General features: G+C 72.4%; 22 protein-coding genes. 13 read left to right on the top strand and 9 right to left on the bottom strand.

Annotated features, from left to right (window positions below; genetic code table 11):
• Positions 1 to 12: 12 nt before the first annotated feature.
• Positions 13 to 3009: a bifunctional [glutamine synthetase] adenylyltransferase/[glutamine synthetase]-adenylyl-L-tyrosine phosphorylase gene (locus ACIRGB_RS27580; RefSeq protein ID WP_403870468.1), complete on the bottom strand. Its 2997-nt coding sequence runs from the start codon at positions 3007 to 3009 to the stop codon at positions 13 to 15.
• Between the two features lie 173 nt (positions 3010 to 3182).
• Here ACIRGB_RS27580 and ACIRGB_RS27575 point away from each other — a divergent pair, with 173 nt between their 5' ends.
• The 3 genes from ACIRGB_RS27575 to ACIRGB_RS27565 all read left to right on the top strand — a co-directional run bounded on the left by ACIRGB_RS27575 (position 3183) and on the right by ACIRGB_RS27565 (position 4225).
• The gene (locus ACIRGB_RS27575) at positions 3183 to 3446 is read left to right on the top strand and encodes a type II toxin-antitoxin system prevent-host-death family antitoxin (protein ID WP_361007257.1); all 264 of its coding nucleotides are present in this window, start codon (positions 3183 to 3185) and stop codon (positions 3444 to 3446) included.
• Positions 3443 to 3697: a Txe/YoeB family addiction module toxin gene (locus tag ACIRGB_RS27570; RefSeq protein ID WP_333752445.1), complete on the top strand. Its 255-nt coding sequence runs from the start codon at positions 3443 to 3445 to the stop codon at positions 3695 to 3697. The genes ACIRGB_RS27575 and ACIRGB_RS27570 overlap by 4 nt, the downstream gene beginning before the upstream one ends.
• A gap of 81 nt (positions 3698 to 3778) precedes the next feature.
• Positions 3779 to 4225 carry a VOC family protein gene (locus tag ACIRGB_RS27565; protein WP_403870464.1) on the top strand — a complete coding sequence of 149 codons (447 nt, stop codon included), beginning with the start codon at positions 3779 to 3781 and terminating at the stop codon, positions 4223 to 4225.
• Positions 4226 to 4258: 33 nt separating this feature from the next.
• Here the strand turns inward: ACIRGB_RS27565 and ACIRGB_RS27560 are convergent, their stop codons facing one another.
• The 3 genes from ACIRGB_RS27560 to ACIRGB_RS27550 all read right to left on the bottom strand — a co-directional run bounded on the left by ACIRGB_RS27560 (position 4259) and on the right by ACIRGB_RS27550 (position 7393).
• Positions 4259 to 6019, bottom strand: coding sequence for an NAD+ synthase (locus ACIRGB_RS27560; protein WP_403870461.1), 1761 nt, complete (start codon positions 6017 to 6019; stop codon positions 4259 to 4261).
• An 82-nt stretch (positions 6020 to 6101) separates the two neighbouring features.
• The gene (locus ACIRGB_RS27555; RefSeq protein ID WP_403870458.1) at positions 6102 to 6728 is read right to left on the bottom strand and encodes a DUF305 domain-containing protein; all 627 of its coding nucleotides are present in this window, start codon (positions 6726 to 6728) and stop codon (positions 6102 to 6104) included.
• Positions 6725 to 7393, bottom strand: coding sequence for a DUF3105 domain-containing protein (locus ACIRGB_RS27550; protein WP_403870455.1), 669 nt, complete (start codon positions 7391 to 7393; stop codon positions 6725 to 6727). The genes ACIRGB_RS27555 and ACIRGB_RS27550 overlap by 4 nt, the downstream gene beginning before the upstream one ends.
• Positions 7394 to 7683: 290 nt before the next feature.
• On the opposite strand from ACIRGB_RS27550, the gene glnA reads away from it, so the two are divergent.
• From glnA to ACIRGB_RS27530, 4 genes are all read left to right on the top strand, one after another.
• Complete coding sequence (glnA, locus tag ACIRGB_RS27545) at positions 7684 to 9045, top strand: type I glutamate--ammonia ligase (RefSeq protein WP_031046192.1); 1362 nt, start codon at positions 7684 to 7686, stop codon at positions 9043 to 9045.
• Between the two features lie 605 nt (positions 9046 to 9650).
• Positions 9651 to 11177, top strand: coding sequence for an MFS transporter (locus tag ACIRGB_RS27540; protein ID WP_403870451.1), 1527 nt, complete (start codon positions 9651 to 9653; stop codon positions 11175 to 11177).
• Positions 11174 to 11671, top strand: a complete 498-nt coding sequence (locus ACIRGB_RS27535) for an FBP domain-containing protein (RefSeq protein WP_403870448.1) — start codon at positions 11174 to 11176, stop codon at positions 11669 to 11671. The genes ACIRGB_RS27540 and ACIRGB_RS27535 overlap by 4 nt, the downstream gene beginning before the upstream one ends.
• A gap of 288 nt (positions 11672 to 11959) precedes the next feature.
• On the top strand, positions 11960 to 12190 hold the full coding sequence (locus tag ACIRGB_RS27530) for a hypothetical protein (RefSeq protein WP_403870445.1): 231 nt from the start codon (positions 11960 to 11962) through the stop codon (positions 12188 to 12190).
• 6 nt (positions 12191 to 12196) lie between these two features.
• Here ACIRGB_RS27530 and ACIRGB_RS27525 read toward each other — a convergent pair whose 3' ends face one another.
• The 4 genes from ACIRGB_RS27525 to ACIRGB_RS27510 all read right to left on the bottom strand — a co-directional run bounded on the left by ACIRGB_RS27525 (position 12197) and on the right by ACIRGB_RS27510 (position 15740).
• A complete protein-coding gene (locus ACIRGB_RS27525; RefSeq protein ID WP_403870442.1) occupies positions 12197 to 12412 on the bottom strand; it encodes a DUF397 domain-containing protein in 216 nt (71 codons plus the stop codon).
• The gene (locus tag ACIRGB_RS27520) at positions 12409 to 13260 is read right to left on the bottom strand and encodes a helix-turn-helix domain-containing protein (protein WP_403870439.1); all 852 of its coding nucleotides are present in this window, start codon (positions 13258 to 13260) and stop codon (positions 12409 to 12411) included. The genes ACIRGB_RS27525 and ACIRGB_RS27520 overlap by 4 nt, the downstream gene beginning before the upstream one ends.
• Before the next feature lie 79 nt (positions 13261 to 13339).
• Positions 13340 to 14575 carry an MFS transporter gene (locus tag ACIRGB_RS27515; protein WP_403870437.1) on the bottom strand — a complete coding sequence of 412 codons (1236 nt, stop codon included), beginning with the start codon at positions 14573 to 14575 and terminating at the stop codon, positions 13340 to 13342.
• Positions 14576 to 14687: 112 nt separating this feature from the next.
• Positions 14688 to 15740: an endonuclease/exonuclease/phosphatase family protein gene (locus ACIRGB_RS27510; protein ID WP_403870434.1), complete on the bottom strand. Its 1053-nt coding sequence runs from the start codon at positions 15738 to 15740 to the stop codon at positions 14688 to 14690.
• 319 nt (positions 15741 to 16059) lie between these two features.
• Here ACIRGB_RS27510 and panB point away from each other — a divergent pair, with 319 nt between their 5' ends.
• The 6 genes from panB (at position 16060) to ACIRGB_RS27480 (ending at position 22856) form a co-directional block, all read left to right on the top strand.
• Positions 16060 to 16935, top strand: a complete 876-nt coding sequence (gene panB / locus ACIRGB_RS27505; protein ID WP_403870431.1) for a 3-methyl-2-oxobutanoate hydroxymethyltransferase — start codon at positions 16060 to 16062, stop codon at positions 16933 to 16935.
• 174 nt (positions 16936 to 17109) lie between these two features.
• A complete protein-coding gene (locus ACIRGB_RS27500) occupies positions 17110 to 18213 on the top strand; it encodes a hypothetical protein (RefSeq protein WP_403870428.1) in 1104 nt (367 codons plus the stop codon).
• A gap of 299 nt (positions 18214 to 18512) precedes the next feature.
• Entirely contained in the window at positions 18513 to 19373 is an 861-nt protein-coding gene (locus ACIRGB_RS27495; protein ID WP_403870425.1) for a DUF3592 domain-containing protein, read from the top strand.
• Between the two features lie 175 nt (positions 19374 to 19548).
• Positions 19549 to 20439 carry a hypothetical protein gene (locus ACIRGB_RS27490; protein WP_403870422.1) on the top strand — a complete coding sequence of 297 codons (891 nt, stop codon included), beginning with the start codon at positions 19549 to 19551 and terminating at the stop codon, positions 20437 to 20439.
• Between the two features lie 546 nt (positions 20440 to 20985).
• Complete coding sequence (locus ACIRGB_RS27485) at positions 20986 to 22017, top strand: ATP-binding cassette domain-containing protein (protein WP_403870419.1); 1032 nt, start codon at positions 20986 to 20988, stop codon at positions 22015 to 22017.
• Positions 22014 to 22856: an ABC transporter permease gene (locus ACIRGB_RS27480; protein ID WP_403870416.1), complete on the top strand. Its 843-nt coding sequence runs from the start codon at positions 22014 to 22016 to the stop codon at positions 22854 to 22856. The genes ACIRGB_RS27485 and ACIRGB_RS27480 overlap by 4 nt, the downstream gene beginning before the upstream one ends.
• 12 nt (positions 22857 to 22868) lie before the next feature.
• On the opposite strand, the gene ACIRGB_RS27475 is transcribed toward ACIRGB_RS27480, so the two are convergent.
• Entirely contained in the window at positions 22869 to 26759 is a 3891-nt protein-coding gene (locus ACIRGB_RS27475; RefSeq protein WP_403870413.1) for a BTAD domain-containing putative transcriptional regulator, read from the bottom strand.
• Between the last annotated feature and the right edge of the window lie 198 nt (positions 26760 to 26957).

The following is a 26957-nucleotide window of genomic DNA, read 5'->3' as shown; positions in this document are numbered from 1 at the left end:
TTGGGGGCGGCGTCACGTGTAGAACAGGTCCTCCACCACCGTTCTGGCCCTTCGGGCCGTGCGGCGGTATGCGTCGAGCATGTCGCCCGCGTGGCCCGGGCCGTGGCCCAGGTAGCGGCCCACGGCCGCCAGCTCGCGCGGGTCGGTCGGGAAGGTGTCGGCCGCCCGCCCCCGCACCAGCATCACCGCGTTGCGCACCCGCGTCGCCAGCACCCATGCCTCGTCGAGGATCTCGGTGTGCTCCGCCGAGACCAGCCCGGCGTCCCGGGCGGCGGCCAGCGCCGGACGCGTCCTGGTGGTCCGCAGCCCGGCGACCTCGTGCCCGTGCCGCAGCTGGAACAGCTGCACGGTCCACTCCACGTCGGAGAGACCGCCCGGCCCCAGTTTGGCGTGCAGCTTGGGGTCGGCCCCGCGCGGCAGCCGCTCGGACTCCATGCGGGCCTTCAGCCGCCGGATCTCCCGTACGGCGTCCTCCCCGAGCCCGCCCGCCGGGTAGCGCAGGGGGTCGATCAGCTCGATGAAGCGCCGCCCCAGCTCCTCGTCCCCGGCGACGAACTCGGCGCGCAGCAGCGCGTGCGACTCCCACCCCAGCGACCAGCGCCGGTAGTAGGCCGCGTACGACTTCAGGGTCCGCACCAGCGGTCCGGACCTGCCCTCGGGCCGCAGGTCGGCGTCGATCAGCAGCGGCGGGTCGGCGCTCGGCACCTGGAGCAGGCGCCGCATCTCGGAGACGACCTTGTTGGCGGCGTCGCCCGCCTCCCGCTCGTCCACCCCGTCCCGGGGCTCGTGCACGAACAGCACGTCCGCGTCGGAGCCGTAGCCCAGCTCGTGGCCGCCGAAGCGGCCCATGCCGATGATCGCGAACCGGGTCGGCAGGACGTCGCCCCACTTCTCCCGCACGACCGCCCGCAGCGTCCCCGCCAGGGTCGCCGCCGTCAGGTCGGACACGGCACCGCCGACCAGGTCCACCAGGGCGCCCTGGTCGGCCGCGACGGGCTGGGCGTCGGTGCCGTAGGAGCCGACGATGTCCGCGGCGGCCGTGCGGAACAGCTCCCGGCGCCGTACGCCGCGCACCGCGGTGACGGCCTGCACGGCGTCGTCCGCGCGCCGGACCGCGGCGAGGGTCTCCTGCTCCAGCTGGGCCCGGCCGCGCGGCCGCAGTCCTCCGGCGGCACCGTCGCCGAGCAGCGCGACGGCCTCCGGGGCCCGCATCAGCAGGTCGGGGGCGAGCCGCCCGGCGGAGAGCACCCGGGCGAGGTTCTCGGCGGCGGCGCCCTCGTCGCGCAGCAGCCTGAGGTACCAGGGCGTGGTGCCGAGCGCGTCGGAGACCTTGCGGAAGTTCAGCAGGCCGGTGTCCGGGTCGGCGGAGTCGGCGAACCAGCCGAGCAGCACGGGCAGCAGGGTGCGCTGGATGGCGGCCTTGCGGGTGACGCCGGACGCGAGCGCCTCCAGGTGCCGGAGCGCGGCGGCCGGGTCGGCGTACCCGAGGGCGACCAGGCGTTCCCGGGCGGCCTCGGGGCTCAGCCGGGCCTCCCCGGGCGCGAGCTGGGCGACGGCGTCCAGCAGCGGCCGGTAGAACAGCTTCTCGTGCAGCCGGCGTACGACGGAGGCGTGCCGCTTCCACGCGCGCAGCAGCCCGGCCACCGGGTCGGTGCGCAGGCCGAGCGAGCGGCCGAGGCGGCGCAGGTCGGCCTCGTCCTCGGGCACGAGGTGGGTGCGGCGCAGCCGGTGCAGCTGGATGCGGTGCTCCATGGAGCGCAGGAAGCGGTACGCCTCGTCGAGCTGGGCGGCGTCGGCGCGGCCGACGTAGCCGCCCGCGGCGAGGGCCGCCAGCGCGTCCAGCGTGGTGCCGCTGTGCAGGGAGGTGTCCGCCCGCCCGTGCACCAGCTGGAGGAGCTGCACGGCGAACTCGACGTCCCTGAGGCCGCCCGGCCCGAGCTTGAGCTGCCGGTCGACCTCGGCGACGGGGATGTTCTCGACCACCCGGCGGCGCATCTTCTGCACGTCCGGGACGAAGTTCTCGCGGTCGGCGGCCTGCCACACCAGGGGCTGGAGGGCGGCGACGTACTCGCCGCCGAGCCCGGGGTCGCCGGCCACCGGGCGGGCCTTGAGCAGGGCCTGGAACTCCCAGGTCTTGGCCCAGCGCTGGTAGTAGGCGAGGTGGCTGCTGAGGGTGCGCACCAGGGGGCCGTTGCGGCCCTCGGGGCGGAGGTTGGCGTCGACGGGCCAGATGGAGCCCTCGACGGTGCTCTCGGAGCAGATCCGCATCATGTGCGAGGCCAGCGAGGTCGCGGCGCGCAGCGCCTTGGTCTCGTCGGCGTCCGGGTCGGCGGGCTCGCCCACGAAGATGACGTCGACGTCGGAGACGTAGTTCAGCTCGTGGCCGCCGCACTTGCCCATCGCGATCACCGCCAGCCGGCACCGCGCGGCGTCCTCGGGCGCGGCGGCCTCGGCGAGGGCCAGGGCGGCGCGCAGGGTGGCGGTGGCGAGGTCGGCCAGCTCGGCGGCGGTCTCGGCGAGGTCGATGGTGCCGCACACGTCGCGGGCGGCGATGGACAGCAGGCAGCGCCGGTAGGCGACGCGCAGGGAGACCGGGTCGGTGGCCTCGGCGAGTCCCCGCTCGAACTCCTCGACCCCGCGGTGCAGGTCGCGCGGCTCGTACGTGACGAGGGCCTGCCAGTCCCCCGCGTGCCGGGCGAGGTGGTCGGCGAGCGCCTCGGAGGCGCCGAGCACCCCGAGGAGGCGGTCGCGCAGCGGCTTGGCCGCTATCAGGGTGTCCAGCAGCTCCCGGCGGGCGGTGGGGTCGGGCTGCGCCTCCAGGAGCCGTACCAGCCCGAGCAGGGCGAGGTCGGGGTCGGCGGTGGCGCCCAGTGCCTCCAGGAGGACGGGATCGGCGCGCAGCTCGGCCAGCTCGGCCCCGTCGAGGAGCCGCTCGGCGGCCGAGGGATCGGTGAAGCCGTGCCGCAGCAGCCGCGTGAAGGTACTGCTCCTGCGCCCCGGCGCCGTCATCTCGGCCTCCTGTCGGACAGTGGGGCGCGTGGCCCGGTCGGATCAAGGTCGTACGGGCTGAGCGTAACCGGGGGACGGCGTGCGGGCGCCGGGGCGTACCGATCTCGCTCTTCCGGTGGCCCGCTCCAGACTCGTACGATATCTTGTACCAGTCGAGAAAGGGAGGCACCGGTATGTCCATCACCGCCAGCGAGGCCCGTCAGAACCTGTTCCCGCTGATAGAGCAGGTGAACGAGGACCACGCCCCGGTGCACATCACCTCCCGCAAGGGGAATGCCGTGCTCATGTCCGAGGAGGACTTCACGGCGTGGACGGAGACGGTGCATCTGCTGCGCTCGCCGCGGAACGCCCGCCGCCTGCTCGACTCCATCGCGGAGGCCGAGGCGGGCGACGCACGGCGGCGCGAGCTGATCGACCCGGACGCGGAGCGGGCGTGAGGATCACTTTCACGTCCCACGGCTGGGAGGACTACGTCCACTGGGCCGAGAGCGACCGGAAGGTGACCAAGCGGATCAACCGGCTCATCGCCGACATCGCCCGTGACCCGTTCAAGGGCATCGGCAAGCCCGAGCCGCTCAAGGGCGACCTGTCGGGCTACTGGTCAAGGCGCATCGACGACACTCACCGTCTCGTGTACAAACCCGTCGATGACGCGATGGTCATCGTCCAGGCGCGTTATCACTACTGAGACCGTGCCGGCCGACACCCTGTTCGGCCGACACGTGCTCGACCGAGACCGCGTCCGACGAAAGCCGAAGGAACCCCCACCATGGACTTCACCCTCGAAGTCGTCCCGCTGCCCGTGAGCGACATCGACCGCGCCCGGGACTTCTACCGCGACAAGGTCGGCTTCCACGTCGACATCGACCAGGAGTTCATGCCCGGCATGCGCATCGTGCAGCTGACTCCCCCGGGCTCCGGCTGTTCGGTCGCCCTCGGCGACGCCATCTGGGGCATGGTGCAGGGGCAGAGCCGGCCGGAGCCGGGCTCGTACCAGGCCCTCCAGCTCTGCGTCGCCGACATCAAGGCGGCCCACGCGGAGCTGACCGCGCGGGGCCTGGACGTCTCGGAGCCGGTGCAGCACGCCCCGGACGACGGCGCCACGTTCCTGTACTTCAAGGACCCGGACGGCAACGGCTGGGCCATCCAGGAGTACCGGCGCCGCGCGACGGAGCCGCTGCACAAGGTACTGGCGGACCGCAAGCGCGAGGGCTGATCCGGCCGGCCCGCCGGCCGTCCGCCGGTCTCCTCAGCCGCTCTCCCGCCAGCGGTTGGTGACCGGCAGGCGGCGGTCCTTGCCGAAGCCCTTGGACGAGATCTTGGTGCCCGGCGGGTACTGCCGCCGCTTGTACTCCGCGGTGTCCACCATGCGCAGCGTCCGGGTCACCAGCTCCCGGTCGTATCCGGCGGCCACGATCTCGTCCGCGCCGCGGTCCCCGTCGACGTACCGGGCGAGGATCGCGTCCAGCACCGGGTAGTCGGGCAGCGAGTCGGTGTCGACCTGGCCCGGGCGCAGCTCCGCGCTCGGCGGCTTGGTGATCGAGTTCTCGGGGATCGGCGGGGTCTGCCCCCGGGCGGCCGCCGCGCGGTTGCGCCACTCGGCGAGCCGGAAGACCGAGGTCTTGTACACGTCCTTGATCGGACCGTACGCGCCCACCGAGTCGCCGTACAGCGTCGAGTAGCCGACCGCCAGCTCCGACTTGTTGCCGGGGGCCAGGACCAGGTGGCCCTCCTGGTTGGAGAGCGCCATCAGCAGTGTTCCGCGCAGCCGGGACTGGAGGTTCTCCTCCGCCAGGCCGGTCAGTTCCAGCGCGCCCGTGTACGCGTCGAACATCGGCTCGATGGACACGGTGCGGTAGTTCAGTCCGGTGCGCCGGGCCAGCTCGGCCGCGTCGTCCCTGGAGTGCCCGGAGGAGTACCTGGACGGCATGGAGACGCCGTACACCTGCCGGGCGCCGAGCGCGTCGCAGGCGATCGACGCGACCAGCGCGGAGTCGATGCCGCCGGACAGCCCGATCAGCACCGAGCGGAAACCGTTCTTCGCGACATACGCGCGCAGGCCGACGACGAGCGCCGAGTAGACCTCCTCGTCGTCGTCCAGCGGCTCGGCGTGGCCGCCGGACAGCCACGGCCCGGCGTCGGGTTCGGGCGCCGGCCGCTCGGAGAGCACCACCCGGTCGATGCGCAGCCCGTCGTCCACGACGCCGGTGGGCGGCTCCGCCTCGGCGGCGGGCAGGTCGAGGTCCAGCACCACGCAGCCCTCGGTGAACTGCGGCGCCCGGGCCAGGACCGCCCCGTCCCGGTCGACGACGATCGAGTCGCCGTCGAAGACCAGCTCGTCCTGTCCGCCGGTCATGGCGAGGTAGGCGGTGGTGCACCCGGCCTCCTGGGCCCGCTTGCCCACCAGCTCCAGCCGGGTGTCGTCCTTGTCCCGCTCGTACGGGGAGGCGTTGACGGAGAGCAGCAGCCCGGCGCGCGCCGAGCGGGCGGCCGGCACCCGGCCGCCGTCCTGCCACAGGTCCTCGCAGATGGCCAGCGCCACGTCCACGCCGCGCACCCGCACCACGGGCAGGGTGTCGCCGGGCACGAAGTAGCGGAACTCGTCGAAGACGCCGTAGTTCGGCAGGTGGTGCTTGGCGAAGCTCAGCGCCACCTCGCCGCCGTGCAGCACGGCCGCCGCGTTCTGCGGGGCGCCCGCGGGCTGTCCGTACCTCGGCTGGGCGGTCGTCGAGCGGTCGAGGTAGCCGACGACCACGGGGACCCCGCCGAGGCCGTCGTCCGCCAGCCGTGCCGCGAGAGAGCGCAGGGCGGCGCGGGAGGCCTCGACGAAGGACGACCTCAGCGCCAGGTCCTCCACCGGATATCCGGTCAGCATCATCTCCGGGAACGCCACCAGGTGCGCTCCCTGCCCGGCCGCGTGCCGGGTCCAGCGCAGGACCGACTCGGCGTTGCCGTCGATGTCGCCGACGGTGGAGTCGATCTGGTTCAGGGCGAGTCGTAGTCGAGGCACGCGTCCACTGTAATCGTCAGAACGACGCGATGGGGCGACGGGTGTGTTACCGCGTGATGTCCAAGACGTCACGCACCCCGTCTCACGGCCGCGGTTTCGCGCCCCGCTCGGCCAGCAGGTCGGCCATCAGCCGGATCTCCGACTCCTGCGACTCCACCATCCCCCGGGCCAGCCGCTTCTCCACGCCGACCGCGCACCGCTCGACGCAGCCCTTCGCCATGTGGACGCCGCCCTGGTGGTGCTCGGTCATCAGCTGAAGGTAGAAGACCTCGGCCCGCTTCCCGTCCAGCGTCCCGAGCTTCTTCATCTCGGCGTCGGTGGCCATCCCCGGCATCAGCGAGCCCGCACCGGCCGACGGGGCGTCGCCCATGCCCATCCAGGTCATCGGCGGGTCCGACGACACCTTGGGCAGCTCCCACAGGTCGAGCCAGCCGATCAGCATGCCGCGCTGGTTGGCCTGGGTCTGCGCGATGTCGTACGCGAGCCGCCGCACCTCCTCGTCGTCGGTGCGGTCGCGCACGATGTACGACATCTCCACGGCCTGCTGGTGGTGGACCGCCATGTCCCGCGCGAACCCGGCGTCCGCGGAGTCGGCGGCCGGGACCTCGGTGCCGCCGTCGTCCCCGGCGACCGCGTAGGTGATCGCGCCGGCCGCGACGAGCACCGCGGTCGCGGCCCCCGCGATCCAGCCGGCCCGTTGCGGGGTCACTGGGACAGCCCGTTGGTGCACGCGGCCCCCGGCTCGGGGGTCTGCTCACCCTGCACGAACTTCTCGAAGAACGCGTCCACGTTCGGGTCGTCGGCGCCGGTCACCGTGCGCTGGTGCCCCCACGCGGACAGCATGATCGGGTCCTTCTGCTTGTCGTCGGGGCTCATCAGCGAGTACGGCGTCTTCTCGACCTTGGCGGCCAGCTTGGCCACGTCGGCCTTGGGGGCGGCGTCGGTGTACGTCACCCAGACGGCGCCGTGCTCCAGCGAGTGCACGGCGTTCTCGTTGTTCAGCGGCTTGGTGTAGACGTCGCCGTCGCAGTTCATCCAGACCTGGTTGTGGTCGCCGCCGACGGGGGGCTCGACGGGGTAGGTGACCTTCTTGGTGACGTGGTTGCGCCCCAGGTCGCCCTTCCAGGTCCGTACGCCGTCCGCGCCGGTGGCGAACTTCCCGGAGGTCTTGCCGTCGGAGGCCGTGTCGCCGGAGGAGTCGTCGGACTGCGACCGGACGAGGAAGACGCCGCCGACGACGAGACCGGCGACGACCACGGTGCTGAGCGCGATCGCGAGGACCCGGTTCCGGCGGTCGCGGGCCTCCTCGGCGCGCCGCATCTCGGCTATGCGGGCCTGTCGCGCCGTGTTGCTGCTCTTCTTGGCGGAACCCATGGGGTGCTGCCCTTCTGGGAAGGATGCTGGGGACGGACGAGCGTGAGGTCCGCTGATCGTAATGGCGTGGGGCCCGTCCTTCGTAGGGCGGGCGCGGGATCCGTCCCGGCCGGATCCCCGGAATGGCCCGATCGAACAGGTGGCCTCTACGCTGCGGTCACGGGGTGGGCCGGCCGAGGGAGGTCCGCAACGCGTACGTAACGGCGCTGTGGTGTGATGCTCGGGTGCCCGACCGCCTCCCGCCGTACCGGAGACAGGCGGCCTGACCAGCAAGGATGGGGAAGCGGAAGATGGACAAGCAGCAGGAGTTCGTGATCCGGACGCTCGAGGAGCGCGACATCCGGTTCGTACGCCTGTGGTTCACGGACGTTCTGGGCTTCCTCAAGTCCGTCGCCGTGGCCCCGGCCGAGCTGGAGCAGGCCTTCGACGAGGGCATCGGTTTCGACGGCTCCGCGATCGAGGGCTTCGCCCGGGTCTACGAGTCGGACATGATCGCCAAGCCGGACCCGTCGACGTTCCAGGTCCTGCCGTGGCGCGCGGAGGCCCCCGGCACGGCCCGCATGTTCTGCGACATCCTCATGCCGGACGGCTCGCCGTCCTTCGCGGACCCGCGGTACGTCCTCAAGCGCGCCCTGGCCCGCACCTCCGATCTGGGCTTCACCTTCTACACCCACCCCGAGATCGAGTTCTTCCTCCTGAAGGACAAGCCGGTCGACGGCTCGGTCCCGACCCCCGCCGACAACTCCGGCTACTTCGACCACACCCCGCAGAACATCGGCATGGACTTCCGCCGCCAGGCGATCACCATGCTGGAGTCGATGGGCATCTCGGTGGAGTTCTCCCACCACGAGGGCGCCCCCGGCCAGCAGGAGATCGACCTGCGCTACGCGGACGCGCTCTCCACGGCCGACAACATCATGACCTTCCGCCTGGTCATGAAGCAGGTCGCGCTGGAGCAGGGCCTCCAAGCCACCTTCATGCCGAAGCCGTTCTCGGAGTACCCCGGCTCGGGCATGCACTCCCACCTCTCGCTCTTCGAGGGCGACCGCAACGCGTTCTACGAGTCCGGCGCCGAGTACCAGCTCTCCAAGGTCGGCCGCTCCTTCATCGCGGGCCTGCTGCGGCACGCGGCGGAGACGTCCGCGGTCACCAACCAGTGGGTGAACTCCTACAAGCGGATCTGGGGCGGCACCGAGCGCACTGCGGGCGCCGGCGGCGAGGCCCCCTCCTACATCTGCTGGGGCCACAACAACCGCTCGGCCCTGGTCCGGGTGCCGATGTACAAGCCCGGCAAGACCGGCTCGGCCCGCGTCGAGGTCCGCTCCATCGACTCCGGCGCCAACCCGTACCTGACCTACGCCGTCCTCCTCGCCGCCGGCCTCAAGGGCATCGAGGAGGGCTACGAGCTCCCGCCGGGCGCCGAGGACGACGTGTGGGCCCTCTCCGACGCGGAGCGCCGCGCCCTGGGCATCGAGCCCCTCCCCCAGAACCTGGGCGAGGCCCTCGCCCTGATGGAACGCAGCGACCTGGTCGCCGAGACGCTCGGCGAGCACGTCTTCGACTTCTTCCTGCGCAACAAGCGCCAGGAATGGGAGGAGTACCGCTCCCAGGTCACCGCGTTCGAGCTGCGGAAGTCGCTGCCGGTGCTGTAGGGCCGGAGCAGCTGCTCGAACCGTCGGGGCGCCGCGGGCGGTCGGTAATTCCGGGCGCCCGGTGGTGCCGATGGGTTACGCTTTCCGGGATTTCGTGCGGCAGGTTCTCTGCCGCCCCGCTCGGCGTGCTCCGCGCCGACACGCACCGCGTGCCCTGCCCCGGAAGGAGGCGAGAGACATGGACCGTTCCGAATGCGTTGCGGCCATAGTTGCCTCCGGCCGTGTGCCCTCCCTCCTCTGCGGCGCGCGGTAACTCTTCCCCCCTTCTTGTTTCTTGGTCTCGGCGTCTTCCTGAGATGTCGCGTCCCGGGACGTCCCGGCCCGTGCGGTGCTCCGCCGCGCGAGCCGCGGGGGCGCGCGCCCGAAGACGGGCCTTTCCCTTGCCGGTCGCGGTGATCTCGGCGTTCTCCGCCTCGCCACCGGCAAGGGCGCCGGCGTGCGTGACACGCGGCCGGTGAGGCAGACCCCGGCTGCTGTCCGCGCGTCCCGCTGCCCCACCGCCCTGCCGTGTCCCCGTGCTGCCTGCTCCGGCCCGTCGTCACCACCGCGACCGTCCCCGGCCGGCTGTCTCGACAGCACTTCGACACGAAACGTGCGTGATCGCCATGAACAAGAAACGCCCCGGAGGGACATCCCTCCCGCCCGCCCCTTCCCCGGCCACCGGCCCTCCCCCGGACCGCGAGGTTCCGGCCGCGGCCGAAGCACCAGCACCGGACCCGAAGCGCTGGTGGGCGCTGGCCGTCATCGCCCTCGCCCAGTTGATGGTGATCCTCGACGGCACCGTCGTGAACATCGCGCTGCCCTCCGCCCAGCACGCCCTCAGCATGTCGGACGCCGACCGGCAGTGGGTGATCACCGCCTACACGCTGGCCTTCGGCGGGCTGCTGCTGCTCGGCGGCCGGATCGCCGATCTGGTGGGCCGCAAGCGCACCTTCGTCATCGGCCTGGCCGGGTTCGCCGCGGCCTCCGCACTGGGCGGCGCGGCGTCCGGCCCCGGGATGCTGTTCGCGGCGCGGGCGCTGCAAGGCGCGTTCGCGGCGGTCCTGGCGCCCTCGGCCCTGTCCCTGCTGGCGACGACGTTCACCGACCCCAAGGAGCGGGCCAGGGCGTTCGGGGTCTACGGTGCGCTGGCCGGCGGCGGCAGCGCGGTCGGGCTGATCGTGGGCGGCCTGCTGACCGAGTACGTGAACTGGCGCTGGTCCCTGTACGTCAACGTGCCCATCGCGCTGGCCGCCCTGCTCGGCGCACCGGCCTTCCTGCGCGACCGCTCCGGCCGCCGGGGCGGGCACCTGGACGTGCCGGGCGCGCTGCTGGGCTGCGGCGGGCTCGTCGCTCTCGTGTACGGCTTCAGCGAGGCCGAACCTCGCGGCTGGTCCAGCCCGACCGTGCTCACGCTGCTCGTGGCCGGAGTGCTCCTGCTCGCCGCCTTCGTGGGGTGGCAGAGCCGCGCGGCGAGCCCGCTGCTGCCGCTGCGCATCGTCAAGGACCGGGTGCGGGCCGGATCGCTCGCGACGATGGGCCTGGCCACCATCGGCATGTTCGGCGTCTTCCTGTTCCTGACGTACTACCTTCAGGTCGTCCTCGGCTACCCGCCGGTGCGGACCGGCCTGGCCTTCGTGCCGATCTCGGCCGGTATCGTCATCGGCGCGACCCAGATCGCGGCCCGCCTGCTCCCCCGCACGGCGCCGCGCCTCTTGATGTCGTCCGGGATGGTGCTGGCCGCCGTCGGCATGGTGCTGCTCAGCCGCCTGACCGTGCACGCGCAGTATTTCCCCCACGTGCTGCCCGCCCTGCTGCTGCTCGGTGTGGGCATGGGCCTGACCTTCATGCCGGTCTACGCGACGGCCACCGCCGGCGTGCCCGCGCAGGACACCGGTGTGGCCTCGGCCGTCCTCAACACCGTCCAGCAGATGGGCGCTTCGCTGGGCACCGTACTGCTCAACACCATCGCCACCAGCGCCACCGGCCGTTACGTCCACGCGCACCAGCGCGGTCCGGCCCACGGCGGCGCGACCCTCGACGAGGGCATGGTGCACGGCTTCTCCGTCGCCTACTGGTGCTCGGCCGGCGTCCTGCTGCTCGCCGCCCTCGTAGCGGGCCTCACCGTACGACTCCCGAAGGACCCTTCATGAAACCCCTGACCGAGCACGCCATCCGTACCTCGTTCGTCAACTGCTCGAAGGGCGCGGCCAAACGCCTCCCCCTGCCCAAGAACCTGGCGGATCTCGACCACTGGGACGACCTGGACTTCCTGGGCTGGTCCGATCTGTCCGCGCCGGATCGCAGCTATCTCGTCTTCGAGCGCGCCACCGGACTCGTCGGCCTGTCCCTGCGCTCCGCTTCCGGCAACGGCGGCTTCCTGCGCCGCAGCATGTGCTCGCTGTGCCTGACCACGCATCCCGGCGGCGGCGTCTCCCTCATGACCGCTCCCAAGGCGGGCCGGGCCGGCCGCGAGGGCAACTCGGTGGGCCTCTACATCTGCGCCGACCTGGACTGCTCGCTGTACGTACGGGGCAAGAAGCAGGCGGCACCGGGCGCGCGTTTCGAGGAGTCCCTCACCGTCGAGCAGCAGATCGAGCGGCTGCGCGGCAACCTCGACGCGTTCGTGGAGCGGCTCCTCCACTGAGGAAAAGCCGTGAATCTCCACAGCGTCCATCGCTCGGTCGCACGGCCGGGGTGCGGTGGGGCCGCGCGGGGCGGGCCGCGCCCCGCGCGGCACCGAACCGGGCCGTGCTCCCGGGGACGGGGTGAAGATCCGGGCGCTTTCCCTGACCGCACGCACACACCCGTGAAGTCCGCGGCGGCCGGGCGGGGACGGTCAACGGCTCGTCGATGGTGGGCCGTTCAGTCCCGTGCTTTGATCGGGGCGCGGCCCGCACCGCTCCCCTTCCCCCACGAAAGGAACAGACCTGCCATGAACACTGTCCCCCAGGTCGAGACGGCCGAGATCTCCGACGCCCACCTGGACCGGGTGTCCGGCGGCATCGGCCTCACCGCGAGCACGGCCCTCTTCGCGGGCGACAGCGCCCTCGGTGCCGGCCTGCACGCGGAGTCCGGCCCGTTCGCCGTCACCGCCGGTCTCGGCGCCTCGGCGTCCTTCGGCGGCGCGACGGCCCAGGGCCACGCGCACACCACGATGGCCTGAGCCGGGTCAGGGCGCCAGAAGCTCCGCCGCCCCCACGAACCCCGTCCACGCCGTCCGGGTGACGGCGAGGCGGGGGCCGTGGGGGCGCTTGGAGTCGCGGACGTGGATGGTGGCGGGGGTTATCGCGACCTCGACGCAGTCGGTGGGTTCACTGGTATCGCTGTAGCTGCTCTTGAACCAGGCCAGGTCGGCGAGGTGTCCAGGTGTGTCCTTACGGCTCATGTCTCCCCCAGCAGTTGTTGGATGAAGGCCACTGACTCCCTGGCGGGCAGCGCCTCGGCCCGGATACTGCCATAACGCAGTTCGAGCACTCTCAGTTGCCGGGGGTCCGTGACAGGCCGGCCGCCGAACACGTCATCGGCCCGACCGACCGCGGTGCCGTCCTCGAACTTGAGCACCTGCATCCGTCCGCCTCCCGGGTGGTCACCGCGGGACGTGGGCATCACCTGGATCTCCACATGCCGCAGTTCCGCCACTTCCAGGAGGTGCGCCAGCTGGCGCCGCAGCACACCCGTGCCTCCCACAGGACGCCGCAAGGTCGCCTCCTCCTGGACGAAACTGAGTTCTGGGGCCGGGGCCCGTTCGAGCATCGCTTTCCGACCCATCCGTGCGGCGACGGCGCTCTCCACCTCGTCGTCGCTGAGGGCGGGCCGCCGCCTGCCGAGGAGTGCCCGCGCGTACTCCTCGGTCTGGAGAAGCCCGTGCAGGCTGTAACTGCCATACGACAGCGACTCGACGGCTCGCGACTCCAGCTTCGCCAAGTCCCGCACCTGCTTGGGATACCGGACCCGCTTCACGTCCTCCCAGGCCGCGGCGATGAGGCCGCCCGCCTCGAGGACCTGGTCCGCCCTCTCCAGGTACTCCCGGCGAGGGATCCGCTTCCCGCCCTCGACCTTGTAGACGAGGTCCTCGCCGTATCCGACCGCCACCCCGAAGTCGCCCGCCCGCATTCCCACCGCCTCCCGGCGCAGCTTCAGCTGCCTGCCCACGGTGGTGAGGACGGCCACGCCCCACTCGTCGTCCGGGTCGACCTCCCAACCCGGCTCTTCCACCTCGCCGTTCACCGGCATCCGCACCCCTCCGTCGTACGCGTGGCATCGCGCCCGCGACACGATAGAGGGGGCGTCTACGCTGCGTGACGGAAAACGGTCACTCCGTCACCCCGGCGTGGGACGCGGAGCGGTCGGTCTCCGGCAGGTGGGCCGCGACCACGCGCCGGCGCCCGGGAGCCGGGGCCGCGTGCCGGCGGTCGACCGCCCACGCCGTGCCCGCGACCGCGAGGCCGAGGACCGCCAGGGCCGCGCCCGCCGTCGCCGGGGAGGTGACCCCGAATCCGGCGGCCAGGGCGAGGCCGCCGATCCAGGCGCCGCCCGCGTTGGCCAGGTTGAAGGCGGCCTGGTTGGCGGAGGAGGCCAGGGAGGGGGCCGCGGCGGCCTTCTCCATGACCATGAGCTGGAGCGGGGAGCCGGTGACGAAGGCGGCCATGCCGAGCAGGGCCACCGACGCGGCCGCCGTGACCGGCGTACGCATCAGCAGGGGGAAGAGGGCCAGGACCACGACGAGAGAGGCGAGGCCGCCGAAGAGGGTGCCGCGCAGGGAGTGGTCGGCCAGGCGCCCGCCCAGCAGGTTGCCCGCGGTGGCGCCGACGCCGAACAGGGCCAGCAGCAGCGTCACGCTGGTCTCGGCGAACCCGGCGGCATCCGTCAGCATCGGCGTGATGTAGCTGTACGCCGCGAAGAGCGCGCCGAAGCCCGCGACCGTCGTGCCCAGCGCCAGCCAGACGGGCAGGGAACGCAGGGCGGCCAGTTCGCCGCGCAGGCCCGTGGTGGGGGCGGGGGCGCTGTCGCGCGGGATCAGCAGGGCCAGCGCCGCTATCGCCGCCACGCCGATCGCGCTCACGCCGAGGAAGGTGGCCCGCCAGCCGAGCTGCTGGCCCATGGCGGTGGCGGCGGGGACGCCGACGATGTTGGCGACGGTGAGGCCGAGGAACATCAGGGAGACGGAGCGGGCCTTGCGTTCCGGCGCGACCATGCCGGTGGCGACGACCGCGCCGACGCCGAAGAAGGCGCCGTGCGGCAGGCCGCTGACGAAGCGGGCGGCGAGCAGGGAGATCTCGCCGGGGGCGACGGCCGACAGGGCGTTGCCCACCACGAACAGCGCCATCAGGGCGATCAGGACGGCGCGGCGGGACATCCGCGTCGTCGCCGCCGCGAGCAGCGGGGCGCCGATGACGACGCCCAGCGCGTAGGCGGAGACGAGGTGGCCGGCGGTGGGGATGGAGATGCCCAGGTCGTCCGCGACGTCGGGCAGCAGGCCCATCATCACGAACTCGGTGGTACCGATGCCGAAGGCGCCCACGGCAAGGGCGAGCAGGGCCAGGGGCATGAGGAGTCTCACCTTTCGAGAGCGGGGTCCGTACGGGGACGGGGACAGGGGGACGACTGTATGTTCCCGTACGGAACAAAGACTCTCAGGGCGGGTATTCCTCGGACGAATTCTAGGAAGCCGTTGTGTCGACCTTCACACGCGCGGCGATCGGCAGGTGGTCGCTGCCGGTCGCCGGGAGGGTCCAGCTGGTCATGGGTTCCACGCCGGTGACCAGGATCTGGTCGATGCGGGCCATCGGGAAGGACGCCGGCCAGCTGAAGCCGAAGCCGTCGCCCACGGCGCCCTGCGGGGAACGCAGCTGGGAGGTGATCGCGGTGAGCGACCGGTCGTTCATGGTGCCGTTGAGGTCACCGAGGAGGATCTTGCGGGGCAGCTTCTCGTGGCCGATGGCCTCGCCGAGGGCCTGGGCGCTCTTGTCCCGCTGCCGGGCGGTGAAACCGGCCTCCAGCTTCACCCGTACGGAGGGCAGGTGGGCGACGTACACCGCGATCGGCCCGGACGGCGTGGTGACGGTGGCGCGCATCGCGCGCTTCCAGCCCAGCTCGATGTCGACCGGCCGCACATCGCTGACCGGGTACTTGCTCCACAGCCCGACGGTGCCGACGACCGCGTGGTGCGGGTACTTCGCCGCCAGCGCCTTCTCGTACGTCGGGACGGCGGACGCCTTCAGTTCCTCCAGGGCCATCACGTCCGCGCCGGCGGCGGCCACCGCGCGGGCGGTGCCCTCCGGGTCGGGGTTGTCGGCGTTGACGTTGTGCGTGGCCACGGTGAGGTCGCCGCCGGAGCCGGTCTTGTCGAAGAGCAGGCCGCCGAAGAGGTTGAGCCACACGCTCACCGGCAGCACCAGCGCGATCAGCGCCGTCGCCGACTTGCGGACCAGGGCGATCACCAGCAGGACCGGGATCAGCAGGCCGAACCACGGCAGGAAGGTCTCCGTGAGGCTGCCGAGGTTGCCGATGGCGTTCGGGATGTGCGAGTGGGCCGCCATGACCGCCGCCAGAAGCAGCGCGACCACCGCCGTGACCAGGCCCCGGCGCCAGATCCGCCGGTCGCCGCGCCAGCCGCGGACCGCCCGGACGAACAGGCGCCGAATCCGGGTCTCCCGGCGCTCGGAGTCCGAGCCGCCACCGTCCGTCTCCGTCACGTACGCCTGCTGCGCCATACCGTTGCCTCACTGCCTGCTGTGCACACCGTCGCCCCCTGTGACTCAGCACCATAGGGGATGATCGGTTCCGATCCCGCCGTCCCTGGACGGCCGTACGGCACGAGGACGCACGGGCCGCCCCGCGGAGTTCCGCACCGCCCCGGGACGGGCGGCTCTGTGACAGAACGGGCACATTCGACCCCATGAGCCACGCTCTGCCCCGGGACGGGGTACGTGACGGGGGTCCCCTAGCCGTCGGGGCGCCACCAGTGCCACCATGGAAGGGATCCGGGGACGCCGTCAGGGCGCCTCGAGATGACATGAAGGAGCCGTTGCCATGACGCAGCTTCCGGCTGCCCAGACGTCGCAGCGCACCCCCTCCGACGGGAGCAGGGCGCTGTACGGGGGCAAGATCAACCGCCGTATCACCGTCCGGGACATCACCGCCGCCAAGGAGCGCGGCGAGAAGTGGCCCATGCTCACCGCGTACGACGCCATGACCGCCTCCGTCTTCGACGAGTCCGGCATCCCGGTGATGCTCGTCGGCGACTCCGCGGGCAACTGCCACCTCGGCTACGAGACCACCGTGCCGGTCACGCTGGACGAGATGACGATGCTCTCGGCGGCGGTCGTCCGGGGCACCAGCCGCGCCCTGATCGTGGGCGACCTGCCCTTCGGTTCCTACCAGGAGGGTCCGGTGCAGGCGCTGCGCTCGGCGACCCGGCTGGTGAAGGAGGCCGGGGTCGGGGCGGTCAAGCTGGAGGGCGGCGAGCGCTCGCACCGGCAGATCGAGCTGCTGGTGGAGTCCGGCATCCCGGTGATGGCGCACATCGGCCTCACCCCGCAGTCCGTCAACTCCATGGGCTACCGGGTGCAGGGCCGCGGCGAGGAGGCCGCCCAGCAGCTGCTGCGCGACGCCAAGGCGGTGCAGGACGCGGGCGCCTTCGCGGTCGTCCTCGAACTGGTGCCGGCCGAGCTGGCCGCCGAGGTGACGCGGACCCTGCACATCCCGACCGTCGGGATCGGCGCGGGCCCGGACACCGACGCCCAGGTGCTGGTGTGGACCGACATGCTCGGGCTGACCGGCGGCCGGATGCCGAAGTTCGTCAAGCAGTACGCCGACCTGCGCAAGGTCATGGGCGACGCGGCGAAGGCGTACGCCGAGGACGTCGTCGGCGGAACGTTCCCCGCGGACGAGCACTCCGTCCACTAGCTCCGTCCACCAGTAGGCCGTCGCGGTACGACCACCGGCCCCGCCGATCTTCCCCCGTCGGCGGGGCCCTCTTTGCGCCTGAGTCCTGGCAGGCTGTGCCCCGCAGCCCCGCAGCCCCGGAGTCGGGCGCATGGAGATCTACCGGCTGTCACCCGACTCCGACACAATCACCTCATGGCGATCACCACCGGTGTCGTGCCCCCGGCTCGTAACACACTGTTCGCCCTCGCCCGAGGGGCTCTGACAGGCGGTGTGATCGGGGCGTCGCTGGCCGCTCTCGTCGTCGGCGCCGTCATCAAGAGCGTGCCGCTGTTCGTCACCGGACTGGGAGTGCCGGCGGTGTACGGCCTGCTTGGCTTCCTCGCCGGTGTGCCGAGACGCGCCCGGGAGGCGGCGATCGCACCGCGGACGGCGCTCGCGATGGTCGAAAGCGTGGAAGCCGTCGGGGGCGAGGCGACCAGCGACGTGGCGGTACGGTTCGTGTCGACCGTTGCGCCGGACGACGCGGCGGCGTACCGCGTCGCGTTCACGCAGCACGTCAATCTCGCCGACCTGCCCGACTACCGGGCGGGCGGCGTTGTGGTGGTCCAGTACCCGCCGGACAGGCCGTGGCGGGTCAGGATCGTGAAGCGGCCGACGCCTCAGTGGGAGGAGCGGGCGGCCGGCGCCCGCGTCGACCCCGCGGTCGGGCCGGTCCTGACCGGCGAGGAGCCCGAGGGCTCCGCCGTCGGCTTCGTCAGGCTGCTCGCCCTGCTGTTCGCCGCGGCCGGTGTGGTCCTGCTGTTCCGCACCGACCTGTTCGACGAGGACACCTCCGCAGGGTCGCCGTCCTCCACCCGGCCCTCGGTCTCCACCTCTGCCTCCTCGTCGACCACGGTGGTCTCGTCGGCCTCCGGCACGGTCACTCTCGCACCGCACCAGTCATTCCTCGACCAGGGCGAGCTGCGCAAGGCCGTCACCTCACTCACCCAGGGCACGGACGCGCGCATGGGGCTCACCGTCGTCGTACAGGACCGGCGGCTGTCCGTCGTGTACGCGCCCACCGGCTCGCAGACCCCGGCGTTCGACCTGGGCTCCCTGCCCTACGACCGGTTCCCCGCCCTCGTCAGGGAAGCGCAGAGCGGCCTGGGGGTCGGGTCGCCCCAGACCTGGCAGCTCACCGTCGAGCGGCTCACCGGCTCGCTCACCATCAGGGTCGGTGTGACGGGTGCCGGGGGAACGGCGTCGCTGGAGGCGGACGGGGAGGCCAAGGTGGTCCGGCGCACCCCGGCACGCTGACGGATGCCGCGACGGCCGGGTCTCACCGGTGAAGAGATCCCACCGATGAAGGGAAGCCTTCCAAGGCTGAAGTCAAGCCGTCGCAGTGACGGGAGGTGCGTTTGGGCGGCACCGTCGGCCGCTGACCAGGGCCCGCAAGACGTTGACGCGTCGGTGGGCAGGGGCGAGGACGGCCTGGGTACGGCGTGTTCCGTCCGCGTGCCTGCGGTCGTCAGCCGCCGTTTGAAGGGACACCCGGCCCCCTGGGTGCCCCAACCCTACGAACGGCTGGGGCAGACCCAGCAAGAAGGTGGAGCCGCGTGAGCCTTCAGGGATATCTGGCGCTGTGGTGCGCGGTGTTCGGCACCGTCGCGCTCGTCGGCTACGCCCGGTCGCTGGCCGGGATGACCGCGGCGCAACGGTCGGTCCGGGTGATGGGGCGGATCGAGCAGGTCCGCGAACCGAGGCACGGAAGCTCGCAGCGCGACGGGATATTCGTGGTCGTCTCCTTCCAGGACCCCCGCAGCGGTGAGGAGTTCACCGTGACGAACGACAGCGACCACGGGGAGAGGATCACAGCAGCCTGGACGGGGCGGGACATAGGAGTCCGCTACCCGCGCGGAAGGCCGCACGCGTACCAGTTCACCAGCGACCTCCGGGCAGGCCGACGCGGACTCGGATGGCCGAACTTCGCGCTCTTCCTCATCTACGTCGCACTGGTGGTCTTCGCCGCGATCGACTGGAGCTGGCCGTGGGCTCTGATCGGCTTCGGCGTGCCCTGGACCCTGTCCGGCGTGTGGTACGTGCCCCAGAGCGCACGCGCGGTGAGACGCCGAATCGCCGCGCTGAACTCCTGCCCCCCTGTTAAGGGCCGCGTCATCGCCGTGCTCACGGACACCGACACCGACAGTGAGGGCGGCACCTTCACCAGCCACACGCCGGTCATCGCCTTCACCACCCACGAGGGCACTGCCGTCACCGCCTACTGCCCCGACGACCTGCCCGACGCCACCACCTCCCACGGACGCGACGTCACGATCCACTACGACCCCGACGACCCCGCCGTCTTCACCCCGGACCTCGCCTCCGAGGACCGTTCCCGCCTGCTCGACATCACCTGCGGCACCGGGGCACTGGCCCTCGGAGTGGCGGCGGCCGTCATAGGGGCAGCGCTGTTGTGACACCCGAGGAGCGACGCCCGACGACGAGGTCAGGACGGGCATCGGGGGTGAGGAATCCGCATCGCCGGCCGGCCGTCACAGTTATCGACATCGCGACGAATTGACGCCGTCTCGGATGTAAGGTGCACATCAAACGCTAGCCTCCTCCCGTTTATCCACAGAGGAAAGGCACCGAGTGAAGAAACTACTGAGCTTCGCGTCTGTACTGGCACTCCTGACCGGAATAGCCATGGCCTCGACAACGTCCGCCTACGCCGCTGCGGACAGGAGCGGGGCGGAACGGCTGAACATCCCGAACAGCAGTGCCTGCAGGGCAGGCCGCACTGTCATGCAAGGCATGGTCGCGGGGCCGGGCGGCCAGCTCTACATCGTTTTCACCAAGGCGGGCGGGGCGGAGCCGGTCCTGTCCAGGTGGTTGCGCGACGGCTCAACCTGGGACGGTGCCAGCTGGAGTTGCGCCGGGGCGCCGACCTCCATACCCGCACTCGGCCATGGCAACGACCTCGCCTACCATCCGAACTATCGGGGCCAGGGACCTGCCTTGATCGCCACTCAAGGAAGTCAATCGGCTTACCCGAGCGACGATGTGACGATCATTCACCTCAGCTCGACGGGATCTGTTGGCGCAAGCGAGGTAGTCCATCTGCCCATTGGCAATATCAGCGGCCTCTGCTACAGCGCGACGGCGGCCGACGGAGCCGGCAAATATGCTGCCCGCCGCTCGGGCAACCTGTGGACCCATCCCGGTGCCGGTTCTCTGACGAGCGGTTGGACGCTGGTGAAGAGCAACCTGACGAGTCACGACAATCGCTCCGACCAAGGCATCGACTGCTCCGAGAACTACATCTGGAACACCAAGTCCATCAACAGTTCAACGCCAGAAACCGGGTGGAACTGGGTGTACCAGTACAACTGGTCCGGAGGCGATGTGGAGAGCGACATCGGAATTCCGGGGAACGGTCGGACCGACGAGATCGAAGATGTCACCCACATCGGGAGCGATTTCTTCATCGGAGTCAACCGAAACGGCGGAAGCGCCGATTCCGTGAAGGTCTTCATCGAGTGAGCGCTGGGCTCCTGGCGGCCGAGGACTCCACCGTCCCCGAACCCACCCGGAGTGGTCCCCCTGAACACCGGCGTGTGAGTGCCTGTTCAGTGGGCCGTGCACGCGATGAGGTCGGTCCCGGACGGGTGAAGATCCGCAACAGGTACGTCGGTATCTGCGGTGGTGATGTGTGCACACCTACTTCCACCCGGAGGCTTCGCCTGTCGATCTCTTCCGTCCGCATCCCGTGACCGGGCGCAGCTGCCGTCTCGTGGCCGGTCTGGGGGCGAACGCCAACGGCGGCGGCATGGCGGAGTTCGTGTCGGTCGACGCGGGACAGGTCCACCGGCTTCCTGAGGACGTCGACCTTCAAAGGGGCGCTCTGGTCGAGCCGATGTCCGTCGCATGGCACGGTGCCGGCCGCAGTCGTTCCGGTCCCGGGGACGTCGTTCTCGTGGCGGGCGCCGGCCCTGGTTGCGGCGCCCATCGGCGAGATGTCGGCGCCGTCGGTCGTGCTGTCGGTGGGATGTCGGTGGTTTGTCGGTGGGGCCTGTCATCGTCTGGGGCATGAAGCGAATCGACGACATCCCCCGGGCCGCGGACAGCGCGGTCTCCGTGCGGGGGCTGGTCAAGCACTACGGCGAGACCAAGGCGCTGGACGGCGTCGACCTGGACGTGCGCGAGGGCACCGTGATGGGCGTGCTCGGGCCGAACGGCGCCGGCAAGACCACCCTCGTGCGCATCCTGTCCACCCTCATCACCCCCGACTCCGGCCAGGCGCGCGTCGCCGGGTACGACGTCGTACGGCAGCCCCGGCAGCTGCGCCGGGTCATAGGGCTGACCGGGCAGTACGCGTCCGTGGACGAGAAGCTCCCCGGCTGGGAGAACCTCTACATGATCGGCCGGCTGCTCGACCTGTCCCGCCGGGACGCGCGCACCCGCGCCGACGAGCTGCTGGAGCGGTTCTCGCTCACCGAGGCCGGCAAGCGACCCGCCTCCACCTACTCCGGTGGCATGCGGCGCCGCCTCGACCTCGCCGCGTCCATGATCGGGCACCCGGCCGTGCTGTTCCTGGACGAGCCCACCACCGGCCTGGACCCGCGCACCCGCAACGAGGTGTGGGACGAGGTCAAGCGCATGGTCGGCGACGGCGTCACCGTGCTGCTCACCACCCAGTACATGGAGGAGGCCGAGCAGCTCGCCTCCGAGCTGACCGTCGTGGACCGCGGCAAGGTCATCGCGAACGGCGGCATCGAGGAGCTGAAGGCCAAGGTCGGTGGCCGCACCCTGCGGGTCCGCCCGGCCGACCCGCTGCACCTGCGTCCGCTCGCCGCCTACCTGGACGAGCTGGGCATCACCGGGCTCGCCAGTTCCACGGTGGACGCCGAGCGCGGGACCGTCCTGGTGCCGATCCTCAGCGACGAGCAGCTGACGGCCGTGGTCGGCGCGGTCACCGCGCGCGGCATCACCGTCTCCGCCGTCACCACCGAACTCCCCAGCCTGGACGAGGTCTTCCTGTCCCTCACCGGCCACCGCGCCAGTGCTCCGCAGGACCCCGCCCCCGCCACCGACAACGCCCGCGAGGAGGTCGCCGTATGAGCGCCACCGCCACCGCCACCGCTCCTGCCACTCCCGCTCCTGCCGCCCCCGCCCCCGACGCGCGCATCTCGCTGCGCGCGCACGTGCGGCACACCGGCGCCCTGGTCCGCCGCAACCTGCTGTGGATCCGGCAGGACCCGGAGTCGATGTTCGACGCGCTGCTGATGCCGATCGTCTTCACCCTGCTGTTCGTGTACGTCTTCGGCGGCTCGATCGGCCAGGCCCTGGGCGGCGGGCAGGACGGCTATGTGCAGTACGTGATCCCCGGCATGATCGCCATGATGAGCATGACGCTCTCCCAGGGCGTCGGCACCGGCTTCAGCCAGGACTTCAACTCCGGTGTCATGGACCGCTTCCGGTCGCTGCCGATCGGCCGCGGCTCGGTCCTCTTCGCGAAGATCGGGGTCGAGATGGCCCGGATGCTGTTCGCCACCACGGTGCTGATGATCGTCGCCGTCCTGGTCGGCTTCGACATCGACCACTGGGCCGGGCTGTTCGCGGCGGTGGGTCTGTCCGCGGTGTTCGCCTCGTCGATCATGTGGGTGTTCCTCACCCTGGGCGTGGTCCTGAAGAACGCGCAGTCGGTGCAGGCGATGGGCTTCATGGTGCTGTTCCCGCTGCAGTTCGGCTCCTCGATCTTCGCGCCGACGCAGTCGATGCCGGGCTGGCTTCAGTCCTTCACCGACTACAACCCGCTGTCCACGCTCGCCGACGCGGCGCGCGGGCTGATGGTGGGCGGCCCGGTCGCGCACGACCTGTGGATCACGCTCGGCTGGTCGGCGGCGATCACCGCGGTGATGGCACCGATCGCCATCCACAAGTTCCGCACGAAGAGCTGAACCGCGTACGCGTCAGACGAGGGCGACGGCCTCCTCGGCGGAGAGCCGGCCGCCCTCGGCGTACGCCGTGTCGTAGACCTCCGTGCCGAGCGCCTCGCGGACCCGCTCCGCGGCCCGCCCGCGCGCGTCCCGCTCCATGCCCGTCGACACGTGCCCGGGCGGAAGCATCGCGTCGGCGGCGCCCAGGCACCGGGCGCCGTCCGCGGCCCGGCGTCCGCCGTCCAGGCGGGCCAGGGCCATCGCGGCGATGGTCAGGTACGCGGAGCTCATGTGCGGGGCGATGGCCGTGGACAGCGGGTCCTCGGCCTTCCGCAGCGCCTGGCGGATCCGGCCCAGGCACTCCTCGTGCCGGTCCTCCAGGGTGGCGAGCCAGGCCTCGGCGGCGAGGATGAAGGCGTCGAAGACCACGAAGTGCGCGAGGGAGAAGTCCTGGCGCAGCAACCGCAGCTGCTCGCCGGCCTCGTCCAGACGGCCGGTCATGCCCAGGTGCCCGGCGAGGTACAGTCGGGCGGCGGGCATCGCGCCGTTGTGGCCCGTGCCCGCCGTGCGGCCGATCACGTCGCGCAGGACGCGCTCGCCCCGCTCCGTGTCGCCCGCCTCCAGGAGCACGCTGCCGAGGCGGGCTTCGAGGATGTCGACCTGGGCGCGGGCACCGAGCCGATCGGCGTGTTCGGCGGCGGCCCGGTAGTCGGCGGCGGCCAGCCGGTACTCGCCGACGCGCTCCCGGGCCTCGGCCCGCCCGGAGAGTGCCTCGGCCATGCCCCAGGCGTCGCCGAGCCGGTGGTAGATCTCCAGCGACTCGTCGGCGTCGCGGACCGCGTCGCCCGCCCAGTCGGTGCGGTTGGCGAGCATGTTGGCGCGCATCTGCAACCCGCCGGCCAGCTCCCACTCGTACCCCGGGGTCTCGCGGCAGGTGCGCACGGTGGCGTCCATGATCTCGCGCAGCCGTTCCATGTCACCGGTGAGCATCACGGCGTAGAACCAGAGCAGGCCGGGGCTGGAACAGGTCTGCGGCATGCCCGGCTCGTAGGTGTCCGCGATGGCGCGCAGCTTGTGCTGGGCCGCCGGGTTCTGCCACGCGTCCAGCTCCGTGTCCATGCAGGCCACATGGGCCAGGTGCACGCCGCGCCGGGCCTCGGCGAGGAGTTCGCCGGTCATCGGGGGCGGGGCGGAGGTGCAGCGCTCCCAGACCGGCTGGGCGGGGGTGACCGGTTCGGCGAAGGGGTCCGGGCCGAGCGCCATCACCTCGACGAACCAGTTCCGGGCCTCCACCCGCAGGTCGCGCATCTGCCAGTACCAGACCAGCGACAGCGCCAGGCACAGGGCCTCCTGCTCGTCGCGCTCGGCGACGGCGTGGCGCAGCGCGGTGCGCAGGTTCTCGTACTCGCGCTCCAGCCGCTCGATGGCGGCGAGCTGCCGCGCGCCGCGCAGCAACGGGTCGGTGGTGCGGGCGAGTTCGCGGTAGTACGTGAGGTGGGCGCGGGCCGCGGCGGCGCGTCCGCCGGACTCGTCCAGGCGCTCGGCCGCGTACTCGGCGACGGTTTCCAGGAGCCGGTAGCGCATGCCGTCGCCGGACAGCCGGTCCGTCACGGGCGTGGCGACGACGAGGGACTTGTCGACGAGGGAGCCGAGGGCGTCCAGCGCGGCGGGGCCGCACACGGCCTCGGCGGCGGTGAGGTCGCAGCCGCCCGCGAAGACGGACAGCCGTCCCAGCACGTCGCGTTCGTCCGCGTCGAGCAGGTCCCAGGACCAGTCGACGACCGCGCGCAGCGTCTGCTGGCGGGGCAGGACGGTGCGGCTGCCGGAGGTGAGCAGGCGGAAGCGGTCGTCGAGCCGGTCGGCGATCTGGCGCGGGGTGAGCATGCGGAGCCGGGCGGCGGCCAGTTCGATGGCCAGCGGCAGGCCGTCGAGGCGGCGGCAGATCTCGGCGCAGGCGGCGGCGGTCTCCTCGTCGGCGTCGACGCGGAAGCCGGGGCGGGCGGCGGCGCCCCGGTCGGCGAGCAGCCGCAGCGCGGCGGGCTCGGACAGCGGCTCCACGGGGCGCAGCGACTCCCCCGGCACGCCGAGGGGTTCGCGGCTGGTGGCGAGGACGGTCAGGTGGGGGCAGCGGGCGAGGAGTTCCTCGGTGAGGCGGGCGGCGGCGTCGACGACGTGCTCGCAGTTGTCGAGGACGATCAGCATGCGGCGCCGGCCGCAGTGCTCGACGAGCCGCTCGACGGCGCCGGCCTGCCCGTCGGCGCCGGTGACGGCCCGCATCTCCTCGGCACCGGCGCGGTAGAGCACGGTCTCGCGGGCGCCGACGGCGGTCAGGACGGCCTCCGGTACGTCGGCGGGGTCGTCCACGGGGGCCAGCTCGGCCAGCCACACCCCGTCCCGCGCCGTGTCCCCGGCCACCTCGGCGGCCTCCTGCGACAGCCGGGTCTTCCCGGCGCCGCCGGGACCGAGGAGGGTGACGAGCCGGGCCCTCGCCAGGTCGGCCCGCAGCGCCTCGACGTCCCCGTCCCGCCCGACGAACGAGGTGAGCCGGGCCCGCAGATTACCCCGGGGCCGGTAGCCGTCCGCGACGCCCGCGGTGGCGCCCCCGTCCGACGACGCGCCACCCGACGACGCGACAGCGGCGTCGGACGCCGTGCCGGGCGCGGTGACCGGCTGCGGCCCGGCGGCGGACTGCGGACCGGGGGCGGGGGCTGTGCCGGGGGCGTACGTGGGGTCAGGGGTGGGGGCCGCGCCGGGGGCGGGCGTGGCGCCAGGGGCGGGGGCCGTGTCAGGGGCGGGCGTCGTACCTGCGGCAGGTGCCGTACCCGGGGCATGCGTGGTGCCAGGGGCTGGGGCCTCGCCGGGGGTAGGTGCCGTGCCCGGGGCGGATGCCGTGCCCGGGGCAGATGACGTGCCGGGGGCAGGCACCGTGCCCGGGGCAGGTGCCGTGCCCGGGGCATGCGTGGTGCCAGGGGCTGGGGCCTCGCCGGGGGCAGGTACCGTGCCGTGGGACGGCGTGGTGGAGGTCCCCGGCGCCGGTCCGGAGGCGGGCCACCCACCGGAGGCAGGGTCCGTACCGGAGCCGGGCGCGGCGGCGGGTTTCGAGGTCGGGGCGGGGGCGGGGTTCGCGCCGGGGGTGGGTGTCGTGCTCGGGGTGGTGTCGGTCGTCCGGACCGGGGGGCGGGTTCGGGCCGGTGTCGGGGTGGGCGCGGGGTTGAGCAGTTCCGTGTGGAGGGCGCGCAGTTCGGGGCCGGGGTCGGCGCCGAGGCGGTCGGAGAGGAGGCGGCGTACGGCCTCGTAGGCGGCCAGTGCCTCGGCGGTGCGGCCGGTGTCGCGCAGGGCGCGCAGCCGCAGCGCCTGGAGGGGCTCGTCCAGGGGGTGCCCGTCGCACAGCGCGGTCAGCTCGGGCAGCGAGTGCTCGGCCTGCCCGAGGCCCAGGGCGGCGGTGTGGCGGGCGCGCAGGGCGTCCAGGCGCCGGGTCGTCCAGCGGGCCGCCTCGGCGGTGCGGTCGGGCAGGTCGGGCAGGACGGGGTCGCGCCACAGGGAGAGGGCGTCGTCGAGCACGACGGCGGCCTTGGCCGGGTCGCCGTCGGCCAGGGCGCGGGTGCCCTCCCCCGCGAGCCGGTCGAAGCGGTGCAGATCGACGTCGTCGGGGAGGGCGGCGAGCCGGTAGCCGCCGTCGGCGGAGGCGACCGCGTCCGCGCCCAGCGCCCGGCGCAGCCTCCCCACCAGTGCCTGGAGGGCGCCCGGCGCGTCGGCGGGCCGGTCCCCGTCCCAGACCTCCTCCACCAGCAGTCCCGCGGGTACGGCGCGGCCGGCCCGGAGGGCGAGCACGGTCAGCAGGGCACGCAGCCGCGCCCCGCCGAGCGGGACGGCCGTGCCGTCGGGGCGGAGTGCCTGTGTGGTGCCGAGGATGCGATAGCGCACGGACCCATTGTCCCCGCTGCCGTCCGCGCCGGTCACGGGGTTTTGGCCGCACGGCGCGGCCGGCGCCTCCGCCCGCCCTCCCCGCCCGTCCCGGAACCGTCCGCCCCGCACGAGACGTTCTCCCCCTGCGCCCGGTACGGTCGGGCAGTCCCGCACCCCGCGGGTGCCCGTCACGCGTGCCCGACCGTCAGGGAGTTC

This window comes from Streptomyces sp. NPDC102490, from assembly GCF_044765285.1.
Classification (GTDB): domain Bacteria; phylum Actinomycetota; class Actinomycetes; order Streptomycetales; family Streptomycetaceae; genus Streptomyces.
Note: the sequence above shows the minus strand (reverse complement) of the source record. Positions and strands in the feature narration are given on the sequence as shown.